Annotated in this window: 25 protein-coding genes and 1 pseudogene; 13 read left to right on the plus strand and 13 right to left on the minus strand. The window is 39.3% G+C overall.

All coding sequences use genetic code 11. The annotated features are described in order from the left end of the window. Positions 1-91: 91 nt before the first annotated feature. From G6R09_RS12435 to G6R09_RS12470, 8 genes are all read right to left on the minus strand, one after another. Positions 92-679 carry a TfoX/Sxy family DNA transformation protein gene (locus G6R09_RS12435; protein WP_065168577.1) on the minus strand — a complete coding sequence of 196 codons (588 nt, stop codon included), beginning with the start codon at positions 677-679 and terminating at the stop codon, positions 92-94. Positions 680-1056: 377 nt separating this feature from the next. Further along, positions 1057-2061: an HTH-type transcriptional repressor PurR gene (purR, locus tag G6R09_RS12440; protein WP_065168576.1), complete on the minus strand. Its 1005-nt coding sequence runs from the start codon at positions 2059-2061 to the stop codon at positions 1057-1059. A 383-nt stretch (positions 2062-2444) separates the two neighbouring features. Then, positions 2445-3242 (minus strand): heme ABC transporter ATP-binding protein, encoded by a 798-nt coding sequence (locus G6R09_RS12445; protein WP_065168575.1) that lies wholly within the window; start codon positions 3240-3242, stop codon positions 2445-2447. Continuing rightward, on the minus strand, positions 3239-4276 hold the full coding sequence (locus tag G6R09_RS12450; RefSeq protein WP_065168574.1) for an iron ABC transporter permease: 1038 nt from the start codon (positions 4274-4276) through the stop codon (positions 3239-3241). Before G6R09_RS12450 ends, G6R09_RS12445 begins: the two co-directional genes overlap by 4 nt. A gap of 18 nt (positions 4277-4294) precedes the next feature. Next, complete coding sequence (locus tag G6R09_RS12455) at positions 4295-5215, minus strand: hemin ABC transporter substrate-binding protein (protein WP_163922758.1); 921 nt, start codon at positions 5213-5215, stop codon at positions 4295-4297. Further along, a complete protein-coding gene (locus G6R09_RS12460) occupies positions 5215-5631 on the minus strand; it encodes a biopolymer transporter ExbD (protein ID WP_065168573.1) in 417 nt (138 codons plus the stop codon). Before G6R09_RS12460 ends, G6R09_RS12455 begins: the two co-directional genes overlap by 1 nt. Beyond that, positions 5628-6329 (minus strand): MotA/TolQ/ExbB proton channel family protein, encoded by a 702-nt coding sequence (locus G6R09_RS12465; RefSeq protein ID WP_163922760.1) that lies wholly within the window; start codon positions 6327-6329, stop codon positions 5628-5630. The genes G6R09_RS12460 and G6R09_RS12465 overlap by 4 nt, the downstream gene beginning before the upstream one ends. A gap of 3 nt (positions 6330-6332) precedes the next feature. Continuing rightward, positions 6333-7106 (minus strand): energy transducer TonB, encoded by a 774-nt coding sequence (locus G6R09_RS12470; protein ID WP_163922762.1) that lies wholly within the window; start codon positions 7104-7106, stop codon positions 6333-6335. Positions 7107-7548: 442 nt separating this feature from the next. Between G6R09_RS12470 and hutW the strand changes: the two genes are divergently transcribed. The 4 genes from hutW to G6R09_RS12490 all read left to right on the plus strand — a co-directional run bounded on the left by hutW (position 7549) and on the right by G6R09_RS12490 (position 10746). Continuing rightward, positions 7549-8925 (plus strand): heme anaerobic degradation radical SAM methyltransferase ChuW/HutW, encoded by a 1377-nt coding sequence (gene hutW, locus G6R09_RS12475; RefSeq protein ID WP_163923028.1) that lies wholly within the window; start codon positions 7549-7551, stop codon positions 8923-8925. 46 nt (positions 8926-8971) lie between these two features. After that, positions 8972-9493, plus strand: coding sequence for a heme utilization cystosolic carrier protein HutX (hutX, locus tag G6R09_RS12480; RefSeq protein WP_163922765.1), 522 nt, complete (start codon positions 8972-8974; stop codon positions 9491-9493). An 82-nt stretch (positions 9494-9575) separates the two neighbouring features. Next, complete coding sequence (gene hutZ, locus G6R09_RS12485) at positions 9576-10133, plus strand: heme utilization protein HutZ (protein ID WP_163922768.1); 558 nt, start codon at positions 9576-9578, stop codon at positions 10131-10133. Between the two features lie 217 nt (positions 10134-10350). Next, a complete protein-coding gene (locus G6R09_RS12490) occupies positions 10351-10746 on the plus strand; it encodes a hypothetical protein (protein WP_163923031.1) in 396 nt (131 codons plus the stop codon). 99 nt (positions 10747-10845) lie between these two features. Here G6R09_RS12490 and G6R09_RS12495 read toward each other — a convergent pair whose 3' ends face one another. Further along, the gene (locus tag G6R09_RS12495; protein ID WP_065168567.1) at positions 10846-11424 is read right to left on the minus strand and encodes a hypothetical protein; all 579 of its coding nucleotides are present in this window, start codon (positions 11422-11424) and stop codon (positions 10846-10848) included. A 407-nt stretch (positions 11425-11831) separates the two neighbouring features. Between G6R09_RS12495 and hypB the strand changes: the two genes are divergently transcribed. The 5 genes from hypB to hypA are packed head-to-tail and all read left to right on the plus strand — an operon-like array spanning position 11832 to position 15301. Further along, complete coding sequence (hypB, locus tag G6R09_RS12500; RefSeq protein ID WP_065168566.1) at positions 11832-12566, plus strand: hydrogenase nickel incorporation protein HypB; 735 nt, start codon at positions 11832-11834, stop codon at positions 12564-12566. 2 nt (positions 12567-12568) lie between these two features. Further along, the gene (locus G6R09_RS12505; RefSeq protein WP_060997506.1) at positions 12569-12808 is read left to right on the plus strand and encodes a HypC/HybG/HupF family hydrogenase formation chaperone; all 240 of its coding nucleotides are present in this window, start codon (positions 12569-12571) and stop codon (positions 12806-12808) included. Then, entirely contained in the window at positions 12805-13926 is a 1122-nt protein-coding gene (hypD, locus tag G6R09_RS12510; RefSeq protein ID WP_065168565.1) for a hydrogenase formation protein HypD, read from the plus strand. Before G6R09_RS12505 ends, hypD begins: the two co-directional genes overlap by 4 nt. After that, complete coding sequence (gene hypE, locus G6R09_RS12515) at positions 13923-14954, plus strand: hydrogenase expression/formation protein HypE (protein WP_087843422.1); 1032 nt, start codon at positions 13923-13925, stop codon at positions 14952-14954. The genes hypD and hypE overlap by 4 nt, the downstream gene beginning before the upstream one ends. Beyond that, positions 14954-15301: a hydrogenase maturation nickel metallochaperone HypA gene (gene hypA / locus G6R09_RS12520; protein ID WP_065168563.1), complete on the plus strand. Its 348-nt coding sequence runs from the start codon at positions 14954-14956 to the stop codon at positions 15299-15301. Before hypE ends, hypA begins: the two co-directional genes overlap by 1 nt. 136 nt (positions 15302-15437) lie before the next feature. Here the strand turns inward: hypA and G6R09_RS12525 are convergent, their stop codons facing one another. Both G6R09_RS12525 and G6R09_RS12530 read right to left on the minus strand, forming a co-directional pair. Beyond that, a complete protein-coding gene (locus tag G6R09_RS12525; RefSeq protein ID WP_065168562.1) occupies positions 15438-16028 on the minus strand; it encodes an isochorismatase family protein in 591 nt (196 codons plus the stop codon). Between the two features lie 17 nt (positions 16029-16045). Continuing rightward, positions 16046-16858 (minus strand): pirin family protein, encoded by an 813-nt coding sequence (locus tag G6R09_RS12530; RefSeq protein ID WP_082955755.1) that lies wholly within the window; start codon positions 16856-16858, stop codon positions 16046-16048. A 101-nt stretch (positions 16859-16959) separates the two neighbouring features. On the opposite strand from G6R09_RS12530, the gene G6R09_RS12535 reads away from it, so the two are divergent. The 3 genes and pseudogenes from G6R09_RS12535 to G6R09_RS19940 form a co-directional block, all read left to right on the plus strand. Further along, positions 16960-17847 carry a LysR family transcriptional regulator gene (locus tag G6R09_RS12535; protein ID WP_163922771.1) on the plus strand — a complete coding sequence of 296 codons (888 nt, stop codon included), beginning with the start codon at positions 16960-16962 and terminating at the stop codon, positions 17845-17847. A gap of 482 nt (positions 17848-18329) precedes the next feature. Beyond that, a complete protein-coding gene (locus tag G6R09_RS12540; protein WP_240345743.1) occupies positions 18330-19055 on the plus strand; it encodes a hypothetical protein in 726 nt (241 codons plus the stop codon). 15 nt (positions 19056-19070) lie between these two features. Further along, positions 19071-19166 (plus strand): annotated as a pseudogene (locus G6R09_RS19940) (HNH endonuclease); the annotation flags it as partial. A gap of 150 nt (positions 19167-19316) precedes the next feature. Here G6R09_RS19940 and G6R09_RS12545 read toward each other — a convergent pair. Then, positions 19317-21920, minus strand: a complete 2604-nt coding sequence (locus G6R09_RS12545) for a family 20 glycosylhydrolase (RefSeq protein ID WP_163922774.1) — start codon at positions 21918-21920, stop codon at positions 19317-19319. Positions 21921-22162: 242 nt separating this feature from the next. After that, the gene (locus G6R09_RS12550; RefSeq protein WP_065168557.1) at positions 22163-23152 is read right to left on the minus strand and encodes a LysR substrate-binding domain-containing protein; all 990 of its coding nucleotides are present in this window, start codon (positions 23150-23152) and stop codon (positions 22163-22165) included. An 82-nt stretch (positions 23153-23234) separates the two neighbouring features. Here G6R09_RS12550 and G6R09_RS12555 point away from each other — a divergent pair, with 82 nt between their 5' ends. Further along, entirely contained in the window at positions 23235-24089 is an 855-nt protein-coding gene (locus G6R09_RS12555; RefSeq protein WP_065168556.1) for an aminotransferase class IV, read from the plus strand. Positions 24090-24121 lie beyond the last annotated feature (32 nt).

Below are 24121 nucleotides of genomic sequence, written 5' to 3' on the forward strand. Positions count from 1 at the left end.
ATAGCGTGTTAATACCAAAGTAGAATAAATTAAAGAGGCACTGGGCCTCTTTATTCTTAAGCGTCACTTAGCCAGTTGACGAATATATTTATTATAGTTTTGCTAGCAGTTCATTGCGTCTGCTTTCTGGTATTACTGACCAGTGTTGGCCATGTATAGCACCTTCAAGTGCCCATAACAATTCTATACTTAACGACGTTTCTTGTGTTTTTTGTAACGCCTTATAAGCTTCGAGTGCGCCAATGTCATGCAGTTGTTTGATAGTTTTAATACCTACTTTTTTGAGCATTCGTTCATTTGAAAGCCGTAAGTTGGGTAAGTCTTTAATTCTATCTGGTGTACAGCAGTCTTTGGCTTTTTTATCAGCTTGTGCTGCCTCAAGAGAATATTTTGCCTGCTCGACAATTTTCTCTGGGTGTTGCCACCATTCATCAAGAATAGCGTAATGTTTTGTAATGACAGGGAAACCACGTTTTTTATAAATATATGGTTCTAAACCCGCTTGTTTAAATTCCTCTTCTGTTTTCGCGTTTGCACGTAGGTGGAGTTTATTATTTACCACAAGAGCAAACATTGCTTCTCCTGCGAAAATACCAAAACCGCCAAACATAGAACGCGATTTTACATTACCTAAATGGTCTAATAGTTTTAATGAATCTTTTAATATTGGTTTGTCCATACTTCTACTCGGTGAATAAATGAGTGTCACCTAACATTAAAGTAGTTGTCGTTTTACTTTTATTAATAAAGTTATTTACATCACAAACGAACTACTTTAAATCATTCATGTATTACTCTATAAATAGACTTATCAATAGCGAAGTTTTATTTATAGTTTGTAAGTCTTTTGCTTACTATTATATGTATTTACATGAATCATTATATTCTATCTTTTAACAAGTGAAGTTTGAATATTGATGAAAGCTGATGAATATGTGATATCGCTCATATTTCTTGGTAAGAAACAACGTTTTAATAGCGTTTAGAGGCAGGGGAATTATATTGATAGGAAAAAAAAGCCAATATAATTATTGGCTTGATAAATAGATAACGCTATTAGCGTAGATCTTTAACAGATTTTCGTTCAACGATAGCAGGGGCCATTTCAAAAATTTGAGGTTCGTGATCTTTGTCTTTCATTCGTGCCATCAAAATTTTAATTGCTGTTTTACCTAAGCGACGTTTTGGCTGGTGGATAGTCGTTAGTGGCGGCGCAAAGTAGGGCGCAAGATCAATGTTGTCATAACCAATGATAGAAATGTCATTCGGTACGCGTAGTCCCGCTTGTTCAAAGGTACTAATCAGTGCCATCGCCATAATGTCATTAAAACAAAAAATAGCGGTTGGGCGATCAGTCATCGCAATATATTTCTCAGCAGCTTCGACAGCAGAATCACACTCAAAATCGCCTTCAAGGATCCAGTCTTGGTTAACCTCTAAATTTGCTTCTGTCATCGCTTTATTGAAGCCTTTTAAGCGCTCACGACAGGTCGATTTATCATTGTGGCCAGATAGACAACCGATACGGGTATGACCATGTTCGATAAAATATTTAGTCGCAATATAGCCACCTTGTTCGGCATTATCTTGAATTTTATCAGTATGTGGGCTTTCTGGGCCCCAATCCATGACTACCATAGGTAAATCTTTTTGGCGCTCAAGTAGATCCAATAACTTCTGATCGAGATCTGAACACATTACTAATAAGCCATCGACACGTTTTTCTGCCAACATGCGTAAGTAATCGCGTTGCTTAGAAAGGTTGCCTTCGGTATTACATAAGATCAGAGTGTAACCTTCACGGTAACAATACTCTTCAACACCATGCACAACTTCAGCAAAAAATGGGTTGGTTGATTTAGTCACCAGCATACCGATGGTACGAGTCGTGTTACATTTTAAACTGCGTGCCACTGCGCTTGGTGCGTAGTTAAGATCTTCAACGGCAGCAAGAACTTTTTTCTGCGTTGCTTCTGCGACAAAGCGCGTTTTATTGATCACGTGTGAGACTGTTGTCGTTGAAACACCAGCCATACGTGCAACATCTTTAATGGTTGCCATATTTATTCTTCTAATAATGAGCGCTAGAAATGATTCTAGCCAATGGTGTGGTACCAAATTGAGTAATCACTGAGAGATATAAAATCCATCTTATTGCGTTAGTCGTCTCGTTAATTATTCAATTTGGCACCGATTATGTATCTGTTACATACTTAAATAGTATCCAACAACAAAATCCGCATCTATTTTGCGGCTTTATAATTATTACATATTTTTCAAGTGTAATCGCTTGCGTTCACATTTTACTGAGTGTTTCGCGTAGTGCAACGATTCTATTGTTTTGGATTAAAATATTTGATGCTATCAACAAAAAAACGTAAATTTCAGCAAATTTATCGTAGTGTTACTGAAATTTACTTGATGGACTCATCATGTGTGGTTAGTTAACATGCTGATAATAGATAAGGGTAATCATGGATAGGATGGCGGTGAACAGAAACTTGCCAACCATAGACAGTATTAATCACTGCCGGATTTAATGCTTGCCATGGTGTGCCATCGGCTTGAATTTTTCCATGTTGAATAATTACCATCCGCTGAGCATATTGGGCCGCTAAATTAAGATCATGTAATACCACGATCACCGCTGCACCTTGAGCTGCCATCGTTTGTGCCATTTGTAGCGTTTTATGTTGATGGGCTAAATCTAAGGCTGAAGTTGGCTCATCTAACATTAAAATGCATTTATCATCGGCTTGGCTTAATTGGGTTAATACTCGTGCAAAATGGATCCGTTGTTTTTCACCACCAGATAAGGTGGGATACAACCGCTGAGCAAGCTCAAGCACATCGGTATTAGCCATTGTTTGGTTAGTGATGTGATTGATTTCTTGGCGAGATAAACACAATGGCATAGTGCCAAGTTCTACCACTTCTTTACAGGTAAAGCTAAAAGAGAGTGAACTGTGCTGCGGTAGAATGCCTAAATGACGCGCCAGTTCTGCGCGTTGCCAATCATTGATATCACGATTGAAAAATGCCACATCGCCACTTTCAGGTGAAATCTCACCACATAAGATTTTAAGCAAGGTGCTTTTACCCGCGCCATTAGGGCCTAATAGCGCAGTAACTTGACCTGCTTTAATATCAATACTGAAATTATCTAATAACACTTTATTGGCTAATGTGAGCTGTAAGTTACGTGCTGTAATCGCCGTCGAGTGTGAGAGTGTCGCCGTCATGCGATTCTGCCTTTTTGCTTATTAAGTAGATAGATAAAAAATGGAGCGCCTAAAATAGCGGTAATAATACCTACCGGAAGTTCTTGTGGTGCAAACGCACTACGGGCGATCATATCTGCGACGAGTAGTATTAAAGCGCCTAAAATAGCCGATATTGGCAACAATGTCTTATGGTTAGGGCCTGAAATCATGCGCCCTAAATGCGGAATAACCAGACCAATAAAACCAATTGGGCCGGTAATCGCAACGGTGATCCCAACTCCTGCGGCACACACAATAATTAAACTGCGTTTAAGGTGTTGAACATCAACCCCCATATGACGGGCTTCGGCTTCACCTAATAAAAACGCATTAAGTGCATTTGCTTGACGGTAACAATAATAATAAATCACGATAAGGCTTATAAAAGCTAACCCAATACCAGACCATGTAGCCCCAGCAAGTGAGCCCATAGACCATAAAGAGAAATCACGTAGGGCTTGGTCATCAGCAATGTAATTTAATAACCCCAGTCCTGCGCCAGATATTGCACCAATCGCAACCCCTGCAAGCAGCATAACCACGACAGAGGTGCCATTTTTGTCAGTACCAAGGTGATACACCAAATAAGTACTTATTGCGCCACCTAAAAAAGCAAAAAAGGGTACGGCACCAATGTTCATTAATAGTGGGTAATGCGTCATCAGCGGAGCAAATAAAATGATTGCAAATGCCGCTCCTAGGCCAGCACCGCCTGATATACCAATAATACCAGGGTCGGCAAGAGGGTTACGAAATAACCCTTGTAACACGGCACCACAAATTGCCAATATAGCGCCAATCGCAATACATAATAATGTCCGTGGTAACCGTATTTGATGGATCACTAAATCAACATGAGTCGCAAGGTGATGCTCGCCGGGTAACAGGGCAATAAAGCTGTCTTTATAGCTAATATCCATCGGCCCTATCGCAATCGAACTGAGTAGCGCAAATAAAAGCGAACAGATACTGATCACGTAAATGACGGAGGGAGAAATACGAGTAACATTCATGACGACATTGATCTCAATTTACGATTGTGGATAAAAAACACCATTAAGGCGCATGGCTTCATTAATACTGTGAATACCTAATCCTCCAATCAGGGCTGTACCGTCAATCACCGCAATGGCATTGTTTTTTGCCGCAGGTGTTGCCGCTAACATGGGCATTTTTTCCAGCAACTGTTGCATGTTGTTAATTGATGCAGTGGTGCGATCACTTAATAAAATAATGTCGGGTTGCATCTGCAAAATAGCTTCCGTTGATACTGGCTTATAATTAGCCACTAATTGCGCGGCAGGATTAATTGCACCTGCTAAAGTAATAATGCTATCGGCGGTGGTATTTTTGCCCGCAATACTGATTGGACGACCATCATGGATCATTAAAAACAACACCTTTTTAAGCGGGTGTTGTTGATCTAAATTGTGCTGTTTGATGGCATCCACGCTGGTTTGGAGTTGTTGCTTAAGTTGCTGCGCTTGCTGTTGATGTTGGGTTAATGCCGCGACTTGATCAATACGATGCAGTAAATCAGCCACTGTTTCACCGCCATTGACGATATCCACTTCAACCCCTGACTGTTTTAAAAGGGTTAATGTTTTTGGTGGCCCCATTTCATCAGAGCCAATGATTTTAGTTGGCGCTAATGCAATCAAACTTTCTGCTGATAGTTGGCGGTGATAGCCTACTTTAGGCAGGCTCGGTGCGACTAAGTTTTTACTGGTGACATCTACAGCAATCAATTGTTGCTCAGCACCTAGAGCATTAATAATCTCCGTAATTGCAGCACCCGCACTGATGACTCGTGGCGAATCAGAATCAGGTTGAGCCTGAGCCTGTGGTGAAAACAAGCTTGATGCTGTTATTAATAGTGTAATTGGCAACAGTGCTTTGCGAGCAATATGACCCCAAGAAGGTGCGATAAAAACAGAGTGATGACGGTCCATTATTGTTGTTCTTCCATTAATAGTTGAGTGGCTTTGATGTCGTTTTTTTGTAGAAAAGCTAACAGTTTGAGCATTTGTTCGACCGAGGCTTTTTTATCAGCGCCAATCACAACCGGTTTATTGGGAGCAGCTTTGACTGCGGCTAATAGCTGCAGGTTAAAACTATCCCAGTCATTGATGGTTTGGCCTTGTAATGCCCAATAAGGTTCAGTTGCGACCAAATTGATAGTAATTGGATCAGCTTTGGTGGTTTGTAATATTTGAGTCGATGTTTGTGGTAAGTCGACATCTAATGCTTTGATTTGAACAGTTGCGGTTAGTAGCAAGAACACCATCACAATAAAAATAATATCTAATAATGGGGTTAGATCAGGGGTTAAGTCGTCGCTATCGTGACGGTTATTAATCGTTATCATGCTGATGTGCCACTATAAGCAGGGTTCTCTTCGCAAGTATCACACGGTTTTGCTGGGCTATTTTCAGCATCAATATTCATGCCTTCGAGCCATAAATTACAGCGGTTTAAGCTATGCTCAAGTTTCGCCATAATACTGTCAGCCCATAGTCCTAATAATTGCGAACCTGTAATTGCGGGTAGGGCAATAATCAATCCTGCAGCAGTCGTACGCATCGCAAGCCCCAAACCATCAGCAAGATCACTTGGCGTAACCGAACTGGTAGAGAGGGCGATACCTTTAAACATATCAATCAAGCCAAGTACAGTGCCAAGCAATCCTAACAATGGACTAATCACACCAATTAAACTCAGCAATCGTAACCCAGAGCGTAATTGTTGGCGTTTTTGCAATAACCAAATATTGGCCGCATCTTCTCGTAACGGTTTAGTAAAGTGACGATGAGCGATCAGCATCGCAATACCTTTACACAATAGTGGCCGTTGGTGCTTGAGTTGGGCTGCTAATTGTTCAAGTGCGCGATCGTCATGTCTATTTTGTTGCTCAAGTAAAGCCGTGACTTTGGTTTTACCAACACCAGTACAAAGAAAAACTTGTATTAAGCGTTCGACTAAAATCATGACCGTTAAGGCAGAGCAGGCAAGTAACGGCCATGTCATTAGGCCAAATTGTTGAGTAAGCGTATCGACTACAGTCATGGTTTAATCCAATTTAAAACGTACAGGGATCTGTACTCGGTGGGCAATTGCCTTACCGTTAACAATGTGAGAAGAAAAGCGCCATTTCTTAATTGCTGCAATCGCTGCATTATCTAAAATTTGTGCGCCCGATGATTTAATCAGTTTTTGTTTAAGTTGTTGTCCTTGAGCACCTATCCACACCTCAACCAATACTTGACCTTCAATACCACGCCGTTTGGCTAATTTGGGGTAATTAACCGGACTTGGTCGAGTTGCAAACGTTGGCTTTGAGACTAATTGCAAAGTTTGTGCACCAGTGTTGGTGTTGTTTTTTTGTGGTGATTTACCGAATTGATTTTTAATTATTTTTTTGTTGTTAAGTGTGTTTTTTATAGTTGTTGGTTCTTTTTTGGTGCTTTGTGGTGTTTTTTTAACTATTTGTTTTTTTTCAACAACTGCTTTTTGAGGATGTTTTTTAGCCGAAGATTTATGTCTTTTTGTTATTGTTGGCTTTTTTTTGACAACCTTTTGGCTAACAGTATCAGTGTTTGATAAACGTTTAACCTCTGATTTAATAGGTTTTTTTACGGTTTTCTCAATAGGTTGTGCTATAGGGTTTATCGTTGGAGTGTTGTTGTTCTTAGCGGCTGGCATTGCTGTAAATGTTAAACTAACTCGAGGATTATCTGCTCCCATAGTAAGTGTCAGTGGCTCTTTGGTTGGCATAGCGGCAAGGAACATACTGTGCACCAAAAGTGATACCGCTCCTGCGGCTATATAACGTTTAGTATTCACTCTTTTCACCTAAGGCTAAGATGAGATCGACGCCTGTGGTAGCAATTAAATGTCTGTGCAAAATAACGTCCTCACGATGTAATGTGTATTTTGTTAATATTTTTAATTGGTTAGCGGTGTGATATTCACAGTCCTAGCTTGTTTTTAGCTATTATCCACGAAATGCGAATAATATCAATTATCATTTGCAATATTATTCAATGCAAAATATCATGCTAACAAACAACATTTATAAGCACTGATAAAAGTGGCGATGCACCACTTTTACGCTGATATTATTGTGATAAGCATTTAGAAAGTGACAGCAAACCATTATAAATAGTGTGGTTAGTATCGATTTGTTGCCAACCTGATCGAAAAGACTAATAACAACTGACGTAGAGGGGCTAGTGACATAGCCATTAAAATGATAAATGCCGACCGATTAACATTGCCAGCTAATATGCCCGTAACATTGGACACGTCTGTTTTTGACAGTGATATTCTAGGTGAGAATACACCCGATCCATTGCGGTTTGGTTTTCGACGTAAGTTATCGGCCCATGCTGGTGGCGGTCACCATGCACCGATTACTGTTGAACAGATTCAACCACTCGCCCAACGGGTATTGCAGCAAACGACGCCGCCTTTCAATAAGCGTTGCTTATATGTTCATATTCCATTTTGTCGTGTGCGGTGTACTTATTGTAGCTTTTTTGAATATGCTTCAAGTCAACGCTTAATTGATGACTATTTTGCAGCATTGATGGCAGAGCTTAAATGTAAAGCATCACAACCCTGGACGCAGGCAGCCCCATTTCAAGCGGTTTACATTGGTGGTGGTACACCAACTGATTTAACTGCTGCGCAAATTAAACAACTCGGCACCATGATTCGCCGTTATTTTCCATTAGCCACCGATTGCGAGCTGACTTTAGAAGGGCGTATTAACCGTTTTAATGATGAAATGTTTGATTCAGCACTCGAAGGGGGATTTAACCGATTTTCATTTGGGGTGCAAAGTTTTGATACGCAAGTACGTCGTCAAGCAAAACGGTTAGATGATCGCGAAGTGGTGCTCAAGCGCATCAGTGAACTAGCAGCGGCCGATCAAGCACCGATTGTAATTGATTTACTCTATGGTTTGCCTTATCAAAATATTGATGTGTGGCGACATGATCTTGATGATTTTCTCGATTCTGGCGCCCATGGTGTCGATTTATATCAATTAATTGAAATGGGTAATACTCCAATGGGAAAAATGGTCGAACAAGGCCGTTTACCTCAGCCTGCAGATACCATCACTAAAGCCTCAATGTTTGAAATTGGGGTCGATTATTTGGCTAAGCATCACTTACGGCGGTTAAGTGTTAATCATTGGGCGCGCGATAACCGTGAGCGGAGTTGTTATAACAGCTTAGCAAAAACAACCGCAGAAGTGTTGCCACTTGGTGCTGGTGCAGGAGGGAATGTTGGTGGTTATGGCTTTATGCAACACCGTAAACTAGAACGTTACATGGATGACGTTAGCCAACAGCATTTTCCATTGTCGATGATGGTTAAATCCTCATCCCATGCAGTAATCAATACCACCATTAAAGCGGGCTTTGATCGTGGAGTGCTTGTTGCCAAAGAACTTGATAAACAAGCAGGGTGGCCATTATTTAGTTATTTCTTGCCGCTATTTGAGCATTGGCAAAAAAATGGCTTCGTAGCACTAGAACAACACGGCAGTCACCGTTATTTGAATTTAACGTTAGCAGGGCAATTTTGGTCAGTGACACTGGCACAGGCATTGATTCAAGTGGTGACAACAGCGATATCGAAACCGCAACCGTAGTCATATTTCAACGCAAAAGATTTATTAATTAAAAAGGATGATAACTGTGTTTACTCGCTATTCTCAGGCTGAATTAACAATCAAGGTTGCTGATATTCTGCAACAAAATGACAAATTGCATGCAGGCGCTATTGCTGAACAATTGCAGGTCACCGAAGGTGAAGTCGTGCTATCGTTGCCATCAACGTTGGTTGTGCCGTTAGCTGGTCATTTGGCCCAAGCTATCGTTGAAGCTTTACCTAGCTGGGGAGCTGTGACAACAATTGTACATTCAATGGGATCTATTTTTGAAGTTAAAGCTCCTTTTCCTAAAGGCAAGTTAGCCCGTGGTTACTATAATTTAATGGGGAAAGACGGCGAACTACACGGGCATTTACGCTTAGATCTTGTTGAACATATCGCACTAGTTAGCAAGCCATTTATGGGCCAAGAAAGCTATTTTATTGGTTTTTTTGCAGCCAATGGTGAGTGTGTGTTTAAAGTCTATTTGGGAAGAGATAAACAGCGTAATTTATACCCGCAGCAAATTGAAAAATTCCAGCAGCTAAAACTATTAGCCAATCAATAACCTTTGTCAGTTAAAAAATAATAACAACATACATAACTAGAAAATAAGTCAGCCCGAATAAAAAAGGAAGAAGGGATATAACATGAGTGAAGTAAAACAACAGCGCTTACAAAACCGTTTAGGGCCAGAGATTAAAGAATTTCGTGAAACGTGTTTAACACTGCAACTGGCAACCGTCGATATTAATGGCAAACCCAATGTGAGTTATGCACCGTTTGCATTATTGGATGATGGTTACTACGTATTAATTAGTCAAATAGCCAAGCATGCGCGTAATTTACTTGAAAATCCGCAGGTTTCATTGATGATGATTGAAGATGAAGCCACAGCTAAAACCTTGTATGCCCGTAAACGATTAACCTTTGAAGCTGATGTTAGTGTTGTTGATCGTAATTGCGAAGGGTGGACCTTAGCTGTCGCGGCTTTGCGCCAACGTTTTGGTGAAATTATTGATGGCTTGAGTGGCTTAGAAGACTTTGTTTTATTCCGTTTGGCACCGACTCAAGGTTTATTTGTAAAAGGGTTTGGTAAAGCGTTTCAAGTCAGTGGTGATGATTTGGTGGATTTTGTGCACTTAGAGCAAGGCCATCGCCGTATTAAAGATGGCTCAGAAATTGAAACACCCGATGAGAAATTATAAAACGCAAAAAATTAATAACGATTAACTATCACTATTTAACCCATCATGCCTGCTATTCATCACAGGCATGTGTTCGTTTAGGGCGTTATAGCAGACCCTAGCGACAGTGGTTGTCGATAAGTTGATCCCGATCATCGTAATTTAGAGCACAACTTGAACTTGGTAAAATACCTGTGATAATTAGGTTATTAATTGCTTAATTATTCGGATAAAAATGATGACGGAAGAACATAAAAAGGGTATTTGGTTTGCCTATATTGCCAGTTTTCTGACCCCATTTACTTTACTATTATCAGGTATTATCGCCATTATTTATGCGGGTTATAAACTCGATAAAGGCACTGATGAAGTCACTTATAGCCATTATTACACCATTATTCGCAGCTTCTTTTTGTTTTTAACATTTTTTGTGGTGTTAGGTGTTTCTGCGGCAACAACAACTGGCATGATTGCGGGTGCTGAATATTGGGTTCATAGCGATATTTTGCATAAAGTACTGCATGTATTACCGTTTATTGGTGGTGCGATTGCTCTGGTAGCAATTGTTATTTGGTTCGCTAAAATTCTTAATGGCATGCGATTATTAAGCCAAAATCAAGCAGTGAAGTTGTAACTGGCAGCTTAAAATAATCAAATAAAATAGCACCAATAAAAAAGGATAATCGATTGATTATCCTTTTTTTTATGGCAATGAGAATAATCTCAATGGCGATTATTTCTTAAATTGCATTACAAGTTTGTCTAGTTGCTTAAGCAGATCAGTTGTTTTTGGATCTTGCTTTTTCATTGCCGCAATTACGTCATCTTGTACTTGCTTGTCTTGCTTGCTGATTGCAGGATCATTCAAGATAGTGCGTTGTTGCTTCTCAAGTGTAGTACGGATAGTGGTAAATTCTTTTACTAACTCAGTACGCTTGTCGTTAGAAATATCTTTCTTAGTCGCTTCAACTTGAATTTCTTGAGCACGTTTAATGAGCTTCTCAGGCTGGTAACCCAATGCTTTAACTTTATTGTTAAACGCTGTTTCGTAAGCTTTCATCTCAGTGATAAGTTGAGGGTTTGCTTTCAGTGTTTTTACACGAATAGCGGCAAGCTGTTGTTGGATTTTACCAATTTCGCCAGCTACATGCTGTTGTTCAGCTGTGATCTGGTGAGACGAGGCCATAGGCACAGTCGTTGGCGCATCTTTAGCCATTGCTACTGCTGGTGCTGCTGCAAACGCACAAGCTAAAGCGATAGGCGCTGCAACTTTAAGAAGTTTAGTTTTTAAGCCAGATGTTTTAGTCTGCATTATGGTTTCTCTTATGTTCAATGAATAACGTTTCTATTCAAGAAAGCGTGAGAGAGCATCGTTAGCGAGTCTCAGCATCATAATCTTGAAGTGCTTACGACATAACATACGCGCACTGATCTACCGTTATGTCAGATCAGTGTCATTAAGCCTGAAGCTAAACTGAATAATATAGGTTTGCATTTTATCAGTTAGTCGAAAAAGGCGATATATATATAATATCAATCTAATGATCCGCAAAATAAATTGTCACACAAATTGCATTATTCTTTTAAAGCATAGATAATCAATGCTCATAATTCTCAGAATTTGAGTGTTTAATAACCTGAACTGAGTCCTGTTTCATTTTTCTAACGTTATCGATTTTTGATTAACACCTTAGAAAATCCCCCTCTGCTGGAGTTCATATGTGCCAAGATTGCGGTTGTTCATTACCGAGAGGTGATCATCATCACCATCAATTACAAGCTAATCCACAATTAAATGATAAAAAGACCTTATCTGTTATTCATAAAATTCTTGATAAGAATGACGTGGAAGCGGCCCATAATCGAGCACATTTTGAAGCCCAAAATGTGACCGCATTTAATTTAATGAGCAGCCCAGGTAGCGGTAAAACCACATTACTTGAGCATTTGCACCAGCATACCGATCTTAAATATGCCGTCATTGAAGGTGACTTAGAAACCTCGCGTGATGCTGATCGTTTAAAAGCACACGGTATTGACGCTTATCAAATTCAAACAGGTTCAGCCTGTCACCTTGATGCCTTTATGGTACATGGCGCATTACACCATGTTGATCTTAAAAATCTTGATATTTGCTTTGTTGAGAATGTCGGAAACTTAGTTTGTCCTGCTAGCTACGACGTGGGTACACATAAAAATATCGTGCTAGTTTCAGTACCTGAAGGCGACGATAAAATTGAGAAATACCCAGTGATGTTCCGTCGTGCCGATTTAGTATTGATTACCAAGTGCGATTTACTGCCATATTTTGACTTCAGTATTGAAGAAGCTAAAGCACAGCTTAAAAAGCTTAATCCAGAGGTAGAAGTGATTACCTTATCGACTAAAGACGCAGCAACATTTGCTCCTTTGGTGACTTGGATAACGGCGAATCTACGCCCACAGGAAGCGTAATTATGTGTTTATCTATTCCTTCTCAGGTAGTTGAAGTTCACGAAGATAATACCGTTACCGTTGATACCATGGGTGTTAAACGCCGCGTTAGTTGTCATCTATTAATGGATGAGCTGGTGGTGGGCGAGTATGTATTGATTCACATTGGTTTTGTAATGAGCAAAATCGATGACAAAGATGCACAAGAAAGTCTTGAAATGTATCAATTTATTATGGATGAATCAGGACCACTGCCAATATGAGTTTTGATCTTAAAAAACTGTATGAAGGCTTTCGTGACGCCGATACAGTATTAAATCTGGCCGAACAAATTAAGCAGCTAGCGGTAGATTTACTCGAACCGATGCAAGTGATGGAAGTGTGTGGTGGTCATACCCATACCATCATGAAGTATGGTTTAAAGCAGCTATTACCCGATAATATTGATTTTATTCATGGCCCTGGTTGCCCGGTGTGCGTGATGCCTAAAGAGCGAATTGATCACGCTGCAGCATTAGCGAGTCAACCCAATGTTATTTTAGTTACGTTGGGCGATATGATCCGTGTGCCTGGTTCAAAAGGCAGCTTGGCACAATACCGCGCTCAAGGGTGTGATATTCGACCTATTTATGACCCACTTGATTGCTTAACCATTGCACTTGATAACCCTGATAAAGATGTGGTTTTCTTTGCGATTGGTTTTGAAACCTCAACCCCAATGACGGCGATTTTGATTGAATTGGCGGAACAGCGTCAGGTTAATAACCTCTATTTCCATATCAACCATGTGCTGGTGCCACCGGCGATTGATGTGGTAATGGCAGATCCTGCGGTGAAAGTGAATGCGTTTATTGGCCCTTCGCACGTGAGTGTTATTGAAGGGGCTAAAATTTATCGCTCAGTCGTTGAAAAGTATCAAACGCCAGTGGTTGTCGCAGGCTTTGAGCCAGTTGATGTAATGGAATCTATTCTGCGCTTAACTAAGCAAAGGGTCGCTGGTATTGCTGAACTTGATGTGCAATACACGCGTGCAGTAACAGAAGAAGGCAATACGGTTGCTCAAGCGGCGGTAAAACGCTGTTTTGATATTCGTGATAGTTTCCGCTGGCGTGGTTTAGGCCCAATCGCTAATTCAGCATTACAGTTAAATGAAAAATACCGTCATCGTGATGCTGAAATTAAATTTGCTGATTGTTTGCCAATGACACCGATTGATGATCATAAGGCTTGTCAGTGTGGTGATATTTTACGAGGCTTAGCAAAGCCTAAAGATTGTAAAGTTTTTGGTCGTGGTTGTACGCCACAAACGCCGCTTGGCAGTTGCATGGTGAGTTCAGAAGGTGCGTGTAATGCGTATTTCCGATACCGAGGTGTTAAATGAGTGAACAAGATTTTTCTGCATTATCGACCACAAAATCGATTCAACTAAGCCACGGTGGTGGTGGTCAGGAAATGAATAAGCTAATTAAAGGCCTATTCTTTAAAGCGTTTGATAATGCCATTCTGCGCAGCGAAGAAGATGCCGCAGTATTAACCCTTGAAGGTAAAACCGCCTTTACGACTGATTCATTTACAGTGTCACCGTTGTTTTTTGCTGGTGGTAACATTGGTAAATTAGCCATTGCAGGCACTGTGAATGATTTAGCGATGATGGGCGCACAACCACAATATTTAAGTTGTAGTGTGATTATCGAAGAAGGGTTTGACATCGGTAAGCTTAAAACTATCGTTGAAAGTATGGCCACCGAGTTAAGTATCTCTGGTGCTAAAATCGTTTGTGGTGATACCAAAGTTGTGCCCAAAGGGTGTGCTGACGGTATTTTTATTAATACCACGGGTGTTGGCAAAATTATTCAAAGCGGTATTTCAGTCCGTAACCTTGCTGATGGTGATGCAATTATTGTATCGCGTGATGTTGGTCGTCATGGCGCAGCTATTTTAATGGCGCGTGAAGGCTTAACCCTTGAATCAGAGCTTATCAGTGATTGCAATACGCTATGGCCTGCAGTTGAGGCACTTATTGCTGCTGGGCTTGATATTCATGCAATGCGTGATGCAACTCGTGGTGGTTTATCGGCAGTATTAAACGAATGGGCACAAGCGTCTGATGTTGGCATCAATGTCGTTGAAGATGATGTACCTGTGAGTGAAGAAGTGCGCGGTCTATGTGAATTATACGGGTTTGAACCGTTTGATTTAGCTAACGAAGGCACGTTTATTATTGCATTGCCACAAGCGCAAGCACAACAAGCATTAGCGGTGCTTGAAGCCTTTGCTGCCTGTGAAAATGCGGCTGTGATTGGTTCTGTGAATAATGAGCATGCTGGCCGCGTTATTTTAACCAGCGGTTGGGGCAGTCGTCGTTATTTAGATCTTCCTCAAGGTGAATTACTACCGAGGATCTGTTAATGCACGAGTATTCCATTGTCGGCGCACTTATCGAACAATGCGAACAACATGCGCGTGATAATAATGCTGATAAAGTTACTCGCGTTGCGATTAAAGTCGGTATTTTAAGTGGAGTAGAGCCAGCGTTACTTGAAACCGCTTTTCAGACTTTTAAGCTTGAAGGCATTTGCCATGACGCTGAGTTTGAAATGAATATTCAGCCACTGGTGTTATCCTGCCTTGAATGTGGTCAAGAAACCATTCATAACGAGCGCAGTATTATTTGTCAGCATTGTGGAAGCAATCGCACCCATGTATTGGATGGTGAAGATTTAATGCTAATGCAGCTTGAAGTCGAGCAAAGCTAAATCGCATAAGCAGCTATCATCACTAAGAAAGGCCATACCCGTTAACACAGGTATGGCCTTTTTAAATTTCCCCGTCATTCCCTACAGTGAATGCCCGTGAGTGCGATAGGAATCTACTCTCCGCACGTCCTAAACCCTATTGCTTTGATAGTATCTCTTCAAATAATACCGTCATTAATTTTTGACCATTTTCTGTGGTCCAATCTTGTGCTAATTCTGCAATTAATTGATTCGTTGAAGTTAGTGTTACTCCATTTGATTCCATGCGACGCAATGCGGTTTCATCCGCTAATGTCGTTGGCGATCCTGAGCCATCCACGACAACTTGTACTCGATAACCTTCTTGAACAGATGTAAGCGCAGGGTAAACAACGCAAACGTCAGTGGTTATACCGGCAATGATTAAGTTTTTACGGCCTGTTGCAGCAACAGCTTGAGCAAAGTTTGGATCTTTCATCGCATCAACAATACCTGCTCTTTGAATGCGTAATGCATACGCTTCAGGTACGGCTTGTTGCAGCTCATCAAATAATAACCCTTGGACATTACTTTCTTGGCTAGAGGTTAAAATTAGAGGCATTCCTGTCTCTTTTGCAGCACGCGCTAAGGCTAATGTATTACGTTTAATTTGCTCTAAATCAGCAGAATGAACCCATCCCATAGTGCCCACTTGATGATCAATGAGAAGCATTGCACTGTTTTCTGGTGTGAATAATGTGTTTGTCATAGTGGTATTCCTTATTATTATTTCATCATTGTTTTAAAAAGTTGCGCAATATTTTGCTGGCCAATTTTGGCATTTTCGTAACTAGTGTGGACCGATGGCCCTGTGGGTAAAATCGGTTGTGCTAAAGAAGCCGCTGACACAAAAATAAATTCACTATTATCCGTTTCAGCGATGATCTCTAACATCGCAGTATTATCAATGGTGATTAATTGTTGGGTTGCGACACGCTCGCCAGATATTGAGATGCCACCTTTTAGTACATATATAAAGCGTGAATCCTGCTCTGGTGTCGGCGCATAACGCCAGTTGGCACTTCTGGCTGATAACGTTATATGATAATAGTTCATATCAATAATATGGCTAATTGGACTTTTGATCCCTGCGTATTCCCCGACCAATATTTTCGTTGATGTATTTAACTCTTTGATAATCGGCAGATCTTCACTAGAGACACCTTGATAGCGCGCTTCACCCATTTCGATGTTTTTTGGCAAAGCAGTCCAAAGTTGAAATGCCTCAAAGTGACCGTCTTGTGAGGTTAATGTTTCTTTATGCAGCGCGCCTGCACCCGCTACTAATAGTTGAACACTGCCTGTTGGTAATTTAGCAACGTTACCTTGTGAGTCTTGATGGGTGAGATCGGCATGAATAACATAAGTAATGGCAGCAATACCTGAATGGCCATGAAAATCGAATCCAGCTTCCGTTTGGGCCGAATTCAATTGGAAATGATCCCACATTACAAAAGGATTTAATTGCTGCATATTATCTTGTCGAATAAAGCTGTTTATTGGCCCATGGCGTAGACCAGTATAGTTTGATTTAATCACGATAAACTCCTTCTGTTTGATGGAATAAGTGTATGCTTTAATCGAATGCTTTATTAGATGGTATAATTAAGTTTATCTATCCCATATTTATTGGTAATTGAATGATTGATTTAAACGAGATTAAGATCTTTGCAACTGTTGTTGAGATGAACAGCTTTGTTGATGCTGGTAAAAAGTTAGCCATGCCATCAACCACTGTTAGCCGCAAAGTTCAGCAATTAGAAACAGCGTTAGGGGTACGGTTATTAAATCGCAGCACCCGTAAATTATCGTTAACTAATTTAGGTGAAATTTATTACCAACAGGTGAAGCCTTTTTTGTGTGGCATGGAAGAGGCTAATCAATCGCTACAACAAAACCAACAAATACCTGATGGCTTAATTCGTATTACAGCCCCGTTTGATTTCTCAGTTTATTATTTACAGTCAGTGATTAATGATTTTCTGGATAGATACCCAAAAGTGAAGATAGAACTGATCGTCAATGACAATCTACTGGACATGATTGATCACAACGTCGATATTGCTTTTCGTTCCGGTGAGCTTGCAACACCAACATTGATAGCGAGAAAAATACTGCGTAAGCAAATCATCTATTGCGCCAGTAAAAGCTATATCTCACACTATGGCGTACCTCAATCACCGAGTGACTTAATCGATCATAATTGTATTTTATGGCAGCAATCTGAAGCCAAGCAATATTGGACATTCGCGTATGAAAATGGCTTAAAAGAATTCCCAGTTAAAGGCCGTTTTGCTGCAGACAATACCCATTTACATATTACTGCAGTGCGTGAGGGTAGAGGCATTGCACGGTTACCAGAAGGGTTAGTTGAACAATATATTGATAGTGGGGAACTGATACCGATTTTATCTGAATATAGCCATGAATCAGGAAATATGTATATGGTGTATCCCTCTCATCGCCTACAACCACAAACCACCCGCTTGTTTATTGATTATGTGATGGATACTTTTCATGGGCAGTAATACTTACGCAATTTAGGAAGGTGAATCCCAATCCAATTTCCGTCATTCTATACGATGAATGCCAACCTCAACTCCGTCATTCTATACGATGAATGTCAACCTCAACTCCGTCATTCCCTACAGCGAATGCCCGCGAGGGCGATAGGGAATCTACTCTCCGCGCGTTTTAGAGTTATTATTTTCATGGGTGTCTGTAATGCTCAAACACGCTGTGAGTAGATCACGGATAGCTTCGTTCCTCAACTTTCGAGATGACGAATAATAGGCTGTGTTATTCACCTGCAATACATATATCATTTTATTGATAATTAATGACTTTGTTTGAAAGTGACAGATATTTAAAATGAGTTGATAATTCATTATGATGCATATCACATTTTCAAAAAATTAGACATGATACTCCACTGGTTGAGTAATAGAATCCAGCGCGAAAAACATCTATTGAGTAAATACTCAATGGGTGAATTATTGCTGGAGATAATATGAATAACTTATCTATAAAACAAGAAATAGAACGTCGTGGAAGATTATTTAATGCAATAACTTATGTTGATATTGCAGTTGGTGTTACTGCTGGCCAATTAAGAGAATTAGGGATTTACAGTGGGGCCGCAGGGGTATGGGTTAATACCGAACTAACTAGAGGCATTGTTTCTGATAACTCTGGTGTTGCTGTTAGTATAATGCATACTGGTAAAGACTACAGCGACGATTTTTCAGAGCAAGGTATTCATTACGATTTTCCTTCCACTCAGCGTAATGGCTCTCATGATAAAAATGAAATTCAAGCACTTAAAAACTGTTATGAGGCTAAAATACCGTTATTTGTAATTAGTAAATCAGCCAATAAAAAACTAAGAGATGTACATATAGGTCTAATTGAAAACTTTGATAGCCAGTACAAAAAAGCTTATATAAAGTTTGTTTCGTTAAATGTATTCAATGTTAATGAGCCTCAATTGGTAAGAGACACTCAAGCTGAATATTTAGCAAAATTTGATACGGCAATTAGGGGTTCTCTTACTGCAACATCAAGTGAACGTAAAAAAAGAATATTAGCAGCAGATAATAAACCTAAAAAAGTATTAAGGTATATTGAAGACTACGCTCGAAATCCAGATGTAGTGGCGGAAGCTTTATATAAAGCGAATGGAATTTGTGAAGCCTGCCATCAGCCTGCACCGTTTATAAAGAAATCAAATGGTTAGCCTTATTTAGAAGTCCATCATATCAAATCATTATCAGATGGGGGCGAAGATTCGCTTGAGAATGTACAAGCCATATGCCCTAACTGTCATCGGAAAATGCATTTTGGTTAGATCTTAATAACAAAGCCTCTATTTTTATAATATTAATGGGGCAATTTACTCACCCTAATATTAGCCTATTGATAGGTGCTGGCCATACGATACCAGTTAGCATAGCCCCAGCAAAGACAGTGATGGGGCTATTGTTATTAATAATGGTTATTATTGCTGTATATCAAGTTGAGTAACACGACTATAACGATGGTTGGTTGAAGAAGTACGCAATAAAACATTTTTGTTATCGGCAACGTTAGCGGGCTTAGTATAGTCAACCCAATGATTACTATTATCAAAGGAGTACTGAATTTTTACTGTTGGATATTCAGTATTTGCAATGAGTTTACCATTAACTACTTTTGCACCAACCATAGGTAACCGATAGTGAATACTGTCGCCGTGTTGGTGGTAGTTGTCCATTTGCAAGAGTTCTTTTTGACCTAAACGGTTAGCAAATTCTTCCCAAGCAATATGTCTAGCTTGATTCCGTTGAGTTTTATTTTTAATTGTCTCCCAATCAGCTTGATGCCAAGCACGTTCAGCAACGGCAATGAGACGTGGGTAAATCATATATTCTAATTGCTCATCGGTACGAATTGTCTCACCAAAGACCGCAGCTTCAATACCTAAGATATGCGATTCTGCCGCAGGTTTTAATGTAGGCAAAGGCCCTAAAGTACCATTGCTGATATCTTTAGCGGTGATTTTGGTGCCATTTTGAAAGATATCAATATTTTTATAAATATCAGCTGGCGTAAAACTAAATACTTTTTCAGTATTAATAAAGCGGGTAGCCCAAGGATTGCCTCGCTCATAGGGGGAGGCTTCTTGCGGTTGATCTAAATATAAATAAGGGGCATTACTGAGGATGACATCATATCCAGCATTGACCAATCGATTCGCTCGTCCTCCTGATTGCCATTCCCAGATACTGTTCCACACCTGTGCGACAAGATTCCCTTTAATGCGGATGGTATGATTTTTATGATCAAAAGCATCACCGTAGGCATGCAATTCCAAATGATGCGCGGTTGAAATTTTATTGACCTTATTGAAAAAATACTCACCAAGTTGTGCTGTTGAATGTAATTGATCGTTATTTGAGATTAATTTTTTACAAGCTGGCGAATTGACCCAAGCGCCTGCTATTTCATCCCCGCCCAAGTGGATCACTTTTAGTGGTTGAATATCAGCATGAATTTTCTTCATTTGGGTAAGTAAAGTATCAACAAAATTATATGTTGAATCTAAACAAACATTAATCGCGTTATTGGTATACAACTGAACTGATTTATATTGAGTGGTATCTAACGGATCTAACAGACGATACTGTTGTGCTTGGTTTATTTTACCCTCGGCTTTTAATTTACGATAACGAGATTCCATAGCGTAAATAGCGGCACGAGCATGACCCGGCATGTCAAATTCAGGTATGACTGTAATATGATGCTCATTAGCGTATCTCAATATGTCTTTATAATCTTCCACACTATAATATTGCGTTTTTTTATCAGGGCCAGCGCCTAGTACGGGCATTAAACATTTGGTTTCTGATATATCATGGCATTGCGTTGCACCAAACTCTGTGAGCTCTGGAAGAGTAGGAATTTCAAGGCGCCAACTTTCATCGTCAGAAAGGTGTAGATGAAGGACATTCATTTTGTAGGTCGACATTTGATCGATTAATCTTAAAATGGTGTCTTTAGTATAGAAATTACGGGCAACTTCTAATAAAAAACCGCGGTATGGTTTTCTGGGTTGATCATTAATAAAACCATTAGGTAAGGTATTTCCATGTTGTTTTATTAGACTAAGTAAACTTGTTTGGGCATAAAATAAACCAGCATCTTTGCCTGTTAAATCGATATGATTATTATTAATATTGAGTGTATAAGCTTCATTACCAATATCCTGGTCAATTAATCGAATAACTTTTGAATGCGGTGATATAGATTCTTTGACTAAAATTGGTGTATTTGAAAGTGATAGTTGTTCACGTAAAATATTATGTAATGCGATAGCTTGTGATTTATTTTTTTCTGTGTAGACAATAGACCAGCTATTATCTATGGTCGTTTTTCCTTGTTTTTTAATAATAGATTTAGGTGTGGGTGTTATAGCGAAATTATCTAATTCTTGAACTGACTTTGTTTTATATTGTTCAAATCTACGATTGGGTGTAGCTAAAGGAATAATATCTTGTGGAGAACGTTTTAATTGAATGTTTGATTTAAATGGTTTAACAAAAATTGGGTCTTCAAAATTGGTACTATCAATAATAACGGGTTTTGTTTTATTTGAACTAACATACCAATTAGGTAAAACAGCAGAGTCAGAGATAATGAAATAATTACTACTAAGTGTAATAACTCGCGACTCTCCAGCTTTAATCGACTTAGTATTGGCTAGAGGAGATAAGGTTTTTATGTCTCCAAGGTGTTGTTTAATATGAAATCCATTGCTAATTGTATCTTGAATATCTCGTCTTATGCCAAAGTAAATAGACCAATCACTCATTGGAATGGTTTTATTTCCGTTATTTTTTAATGTTATATCAACGAGTTGTTTTTTTTGTTTGGTTTTATCATTAAAATTTTGTCTTACATTAACGCTAATTAAAATATGTTCAGCAATATAATTAATGGTTGATTGTGAGTTTGATACCAGGTTTGATGGTTTTGCTATTTTGTATGATTGACTATCATTATATGCATAAGTATTAAATGATAGTGCTGTAATTAAAGATAATAATAATGGATTTATATTCATATAAATACACCTCTTAATATGAAATTAATGACTATATTTGTATAACAAATGAAGTGGTGAATGTTACACGATTTTTTATTAATAAAAAGTTAATTAATAAAATACCTATTAAAATTTTGTTATGTCATTGAATTAATAAAGATTGTTTTTATTACATTAAATGTTTTTTTGACGTTACACAATAGTGGGAATTATAATTTATTGTTTTAATATTAATGCTTATGATAGTTTAAATATTAAAATCACATTCCTTTACGCTGTTTATTAATATCAAAATTAAGTTCGGTAAGGTACTGCGTCATCTGTTTATTATCTTGAATAATTTGTTGTTGTAGCCACTGGCGATAGTTTTGTTGTAACGGTTTATAACCGCTGTTTAAGTGGCTTAATAGTAAATAATGTAACCCTGTTACTATCGGCATTTTAAACGGGATCACTAATCGACCACTGCGTAAGGCGTTAAGCGCAAATAATAAATCACAGACTAACACCCCTAAGCCATTTTCAGCGGCAGAAAGTGCCATATCTAACGTTTCAAATTCATAGCCTTTAGTCGTATCGAGCGTTTCTGCTGCCATTGCTTTAGCCCAAGCCTCCCAATGGATATGCCCATCAACACGAGTATGAATCAGTGTTTTGCCAACTAAATCTTGTGCAGACTTAATATTACCATCACGCTCCATATAGCTTGGAGATACCACCACAAACAGTGATTCTTGGCGCAGTAATTCAGCATGTAAGTTATCAAAAGGATAGTCAATGCAAGCATGAATGACTAATTGATTTGCTTCGGGTTGAATATAATCGCTGATGGTGCGCAGCCAGGTAGTTTCAATATGCAATGATAATTTAGGCAAGTTTGTGTGGAGCTGCTCCATACGTGGAATCAACCAACGGCAGGCAAAGGTTGGAGGGGCTTGTAAGCGTAATTGTCCTGTTTGTCCTTGAATTTCATCTACAGCACCTTGCAAACAATCTAAGGCTTCGACACAACGGTTGTAAAATAATCGCCCGATATCAGTAAGATAAATCTTTTGGCCTTTTCGAATAAATAACGATGCATTGAGAAAGTGTTCAAGTGCTTTTATTTGCTTACTGATCCCACTTTGAGTGATAGCAAGCTCTTCTGCAGCAAGAGTGAAGTTTAAATGCCTAGCTGCTGCTTCAAAAACGCGAATAGATTGTTGAGAAGGAAGACGTTGATAGCGCAGCTTAGTATGACTTTTTGTCATGATAGGATAACCAGAAGTCGTTTGTTGATAGCATTATTTTCCCATAATCTGTGTTGATTAGATAGTTGTAGTGGGTTAAGTGATGACAGAAAAGCATAATGAACAGTTGGCATTTTTTAATGGGAAATATATGCCAGTGGCGGAGGTTGCAATCTCACCGTTTGATCGTGGTTTTTTATTTGGCGATAGCATTTATGAAGTGATACCGGTGTATAACGGAAAAATGCTAGGTGGTGATCTTCACTTACAGCGGTTAATCAATGGCTTAATAGCGATTGGTATTACATCACCTTATGCTCTTAGTGATTGGCGTACTATTGCTCGTACTGTACTAGCGACGCGTGAAGCAGCCCAAATGCTGTATATTCAGGTATCACGTGGCGCTGAAGCGTCTCGTAAGCATCGATTTCCGATTGTATCTGAGCCAACTGTTTTGATTTTTTCAACGCCATTTACTCCTTCCGTATCGCTTGACTACCAAGGCTGTGCCGCGACATTACAGCCAGATAAGCGTTGGCAACATTGCGATATTAAAGCCACTAGTTTATTGGCTAATGTCTTAGCATATCAGCAATTGTATTGTGATGATGCTGCGCACAACGAGGCATTATTTGTTCGTGATGGTGTAGTCGTTGAAGCTGCAAGTAGTAATTTGTTTATGGTAAAAGATAACCAGATATATACACCTCCTATCGACAATATTTTACCCGGTATTACACGTCATATAATTTTACAGATAGCTGCAAAACTTCAATATCAAGTGTGTGAATTAGCACCTACACCAACCATGCTCAAAGATGCCGATGAAGTGTGGGTCTCAAATTCGATTGAAGAGTTAAAGCCTGTCATTAGCATTGATGGTCAGATGATTGGCTCAGGAGTGCCGGGTAAAGTATGGCGAGAATTGTTTCTGCATTATCAACATAAAAAAGGCTAATCCAATATTGTGTTGCAATTTTAAATAAGGAG

Source organism: Photobacterium sp. Alg240-V54 (genome assembly GCF_900537155.1).
Classification (GTDB): domain Bacteria; phylum Pseudomonadota; class Gammaproteobacteria; order Enterobacterales; family Vibrionaceae; genus Photobacterium.

Excerpts from the sequence above, each read along its gene's own strand:
- hutZ (WP_163922768.1), top strand. The coding sequence starts at position 9,576 with ATGAGTGAAGTAAAACAACAGCGCTTACAAAACCGTTTAGGGCCAGAG.
- hypB (WP_065168566.1), top strand. The coding sequence starts at position 11,832 with ATGTGCCAAGATTGCGGTTGTTCATTACCGAGAGGTGATCATCATCAC.
- G6R09_RS12460 (WP_065168573.1), bottom strand. The coding sequence starts at position 5,631 with ATGATAACGATTAATAACCGTCACGATAGCGACGACTTAACCCCTGAT.
- G6R09_RS12490 (WP_163923031.1), top strand. The coding sequence starts at position 10,351 with ATGACGGAAGAACATAAAAAGGGTATTTGGTTTGCCTATATTGCCAGT.
- G6R09_RS12450 (WP_065168574.1), bottom strand. The coding sequence starts at position 4,276 with ATGAATGTTACTCGTATTTCTCCCTCCGTCATTTACGTGATCAGTATC.
- G6R09_RS12525 (WP_065168562.1), bottom strand. The coding sequence starts at position 16,028 with ATGACAAACACATTATTCACACCAGAAAACAGTGCAATGCTTCTCATT.
- G6R09_RS12545 (WP_163922774.1), bottom strand. The coding sequence starts at position 21,920 with ATGAATATAAATCCATTATTATTATCTTTAATTACAGCACTATCATTT.
- G6R09_RS12535 (WP_163922771.1), top strand. The coding sequence starts at position 16,960 with ATGATTGATTTAAACGAGATTAAGATCTTTGCAACTGTTGTTGAGATG.
- hypE (WP_087843422.1), top strand. The coding sequence starts at position 13,923 with ATGAGTGAACAAGATTTTTCTGCATTATCGACCACAAAATCGATTCAA.
- hypA (WP_065168563.1), top strand. The coding sequence starts at position 14,954 with ATGCACGAGTATTCCATTGTCGGCGCACTTATCGAACAATGCGAACAA.
- G6R09_RS12435 (WP_065168577.1), bottom strand. The coding sequence starts at position 679 with ATGGACAAACCAATATTAAAAGATTCATTAAAACTATTAGACCATTTA.
- hutW (WP_163923028.1), top strand. The coding sequence starts at position 7,549 with ATGCCCGTAACATTGGACACGTCTGTTTTTGACAGTGATATTCTAGGT.
- G6R09_RS12445 (WP_065168575.1), bottom strand. The coding sequence starts at position 3,242 with ATGACGGCGACACTCTCACACTCGACGGCGATTACAGCACGTAACTTA.
- purR (WP_065168576.1), bottom strand. The coding sequence starts at position 2,061 with ATGGCAACCATTAAAGATGTTGCACGTATGGCTGGTGTTTCAACGACA.
- G6R09_RS12465 (WP_163922760.1), bottom strand. The coding sequence starts at position 6,329 with ATGACTGTAGTCGATACGCTTACTCAACAATTTGGCCTAATGACATGG.
- G6R09_RS12455 (WP_163922758.1), bottom strand. The coding sequence starts at position 5,215 with ATGGACCGTCATCACTCTGTTTTTATCGCACCTTCTTGGGGTCATATT.
- G6R09_RS12505 (WP_060997506.1), top strand. The coding sequence starts at position 12,569 with ATGTGTTTATCTATTCCTTCTCAGGTAGTTGAAGTTCACGAAGATAAT.
- hypD (WP_065168565.1), top strand. The coding sequence starts at position 12,805 with ATGAGTTTTGATCTTAAAAAACTGTATGAAGGCTTTCGTGACGCCGAT.
- G6R09_RS12495 (WP_065168567.1), bottom strand. The coding sequence starts at position 11,424 with ATGCAGACTAAAACATCTGGCTTAAAAACTAAACTTCTTAAAGTTGCA.
- G6R09_RS12550 (WP_065168557.1), bottom strand. The coding sequence starts at position 23,152 with ATGACAAAAAGTCATACTAAGCTGCGCTATCAACGTCTTCCTTCTCAA.
- G6R09_RS12540 (WP_240345743.1), top strand. The coding sequence starts at position 18,330 with ATGAATAACTTATCTATAAAACAAGAAATAGAACGTCGTGGAAGATTA.
- G6R09_RS12555 (WP_065168556.1), top strand. The coding sequence starts at position 23,235 with ATGACAGAAAAGCATAATGAACAGTTGGCATTTTTTAATGGGAAATAT.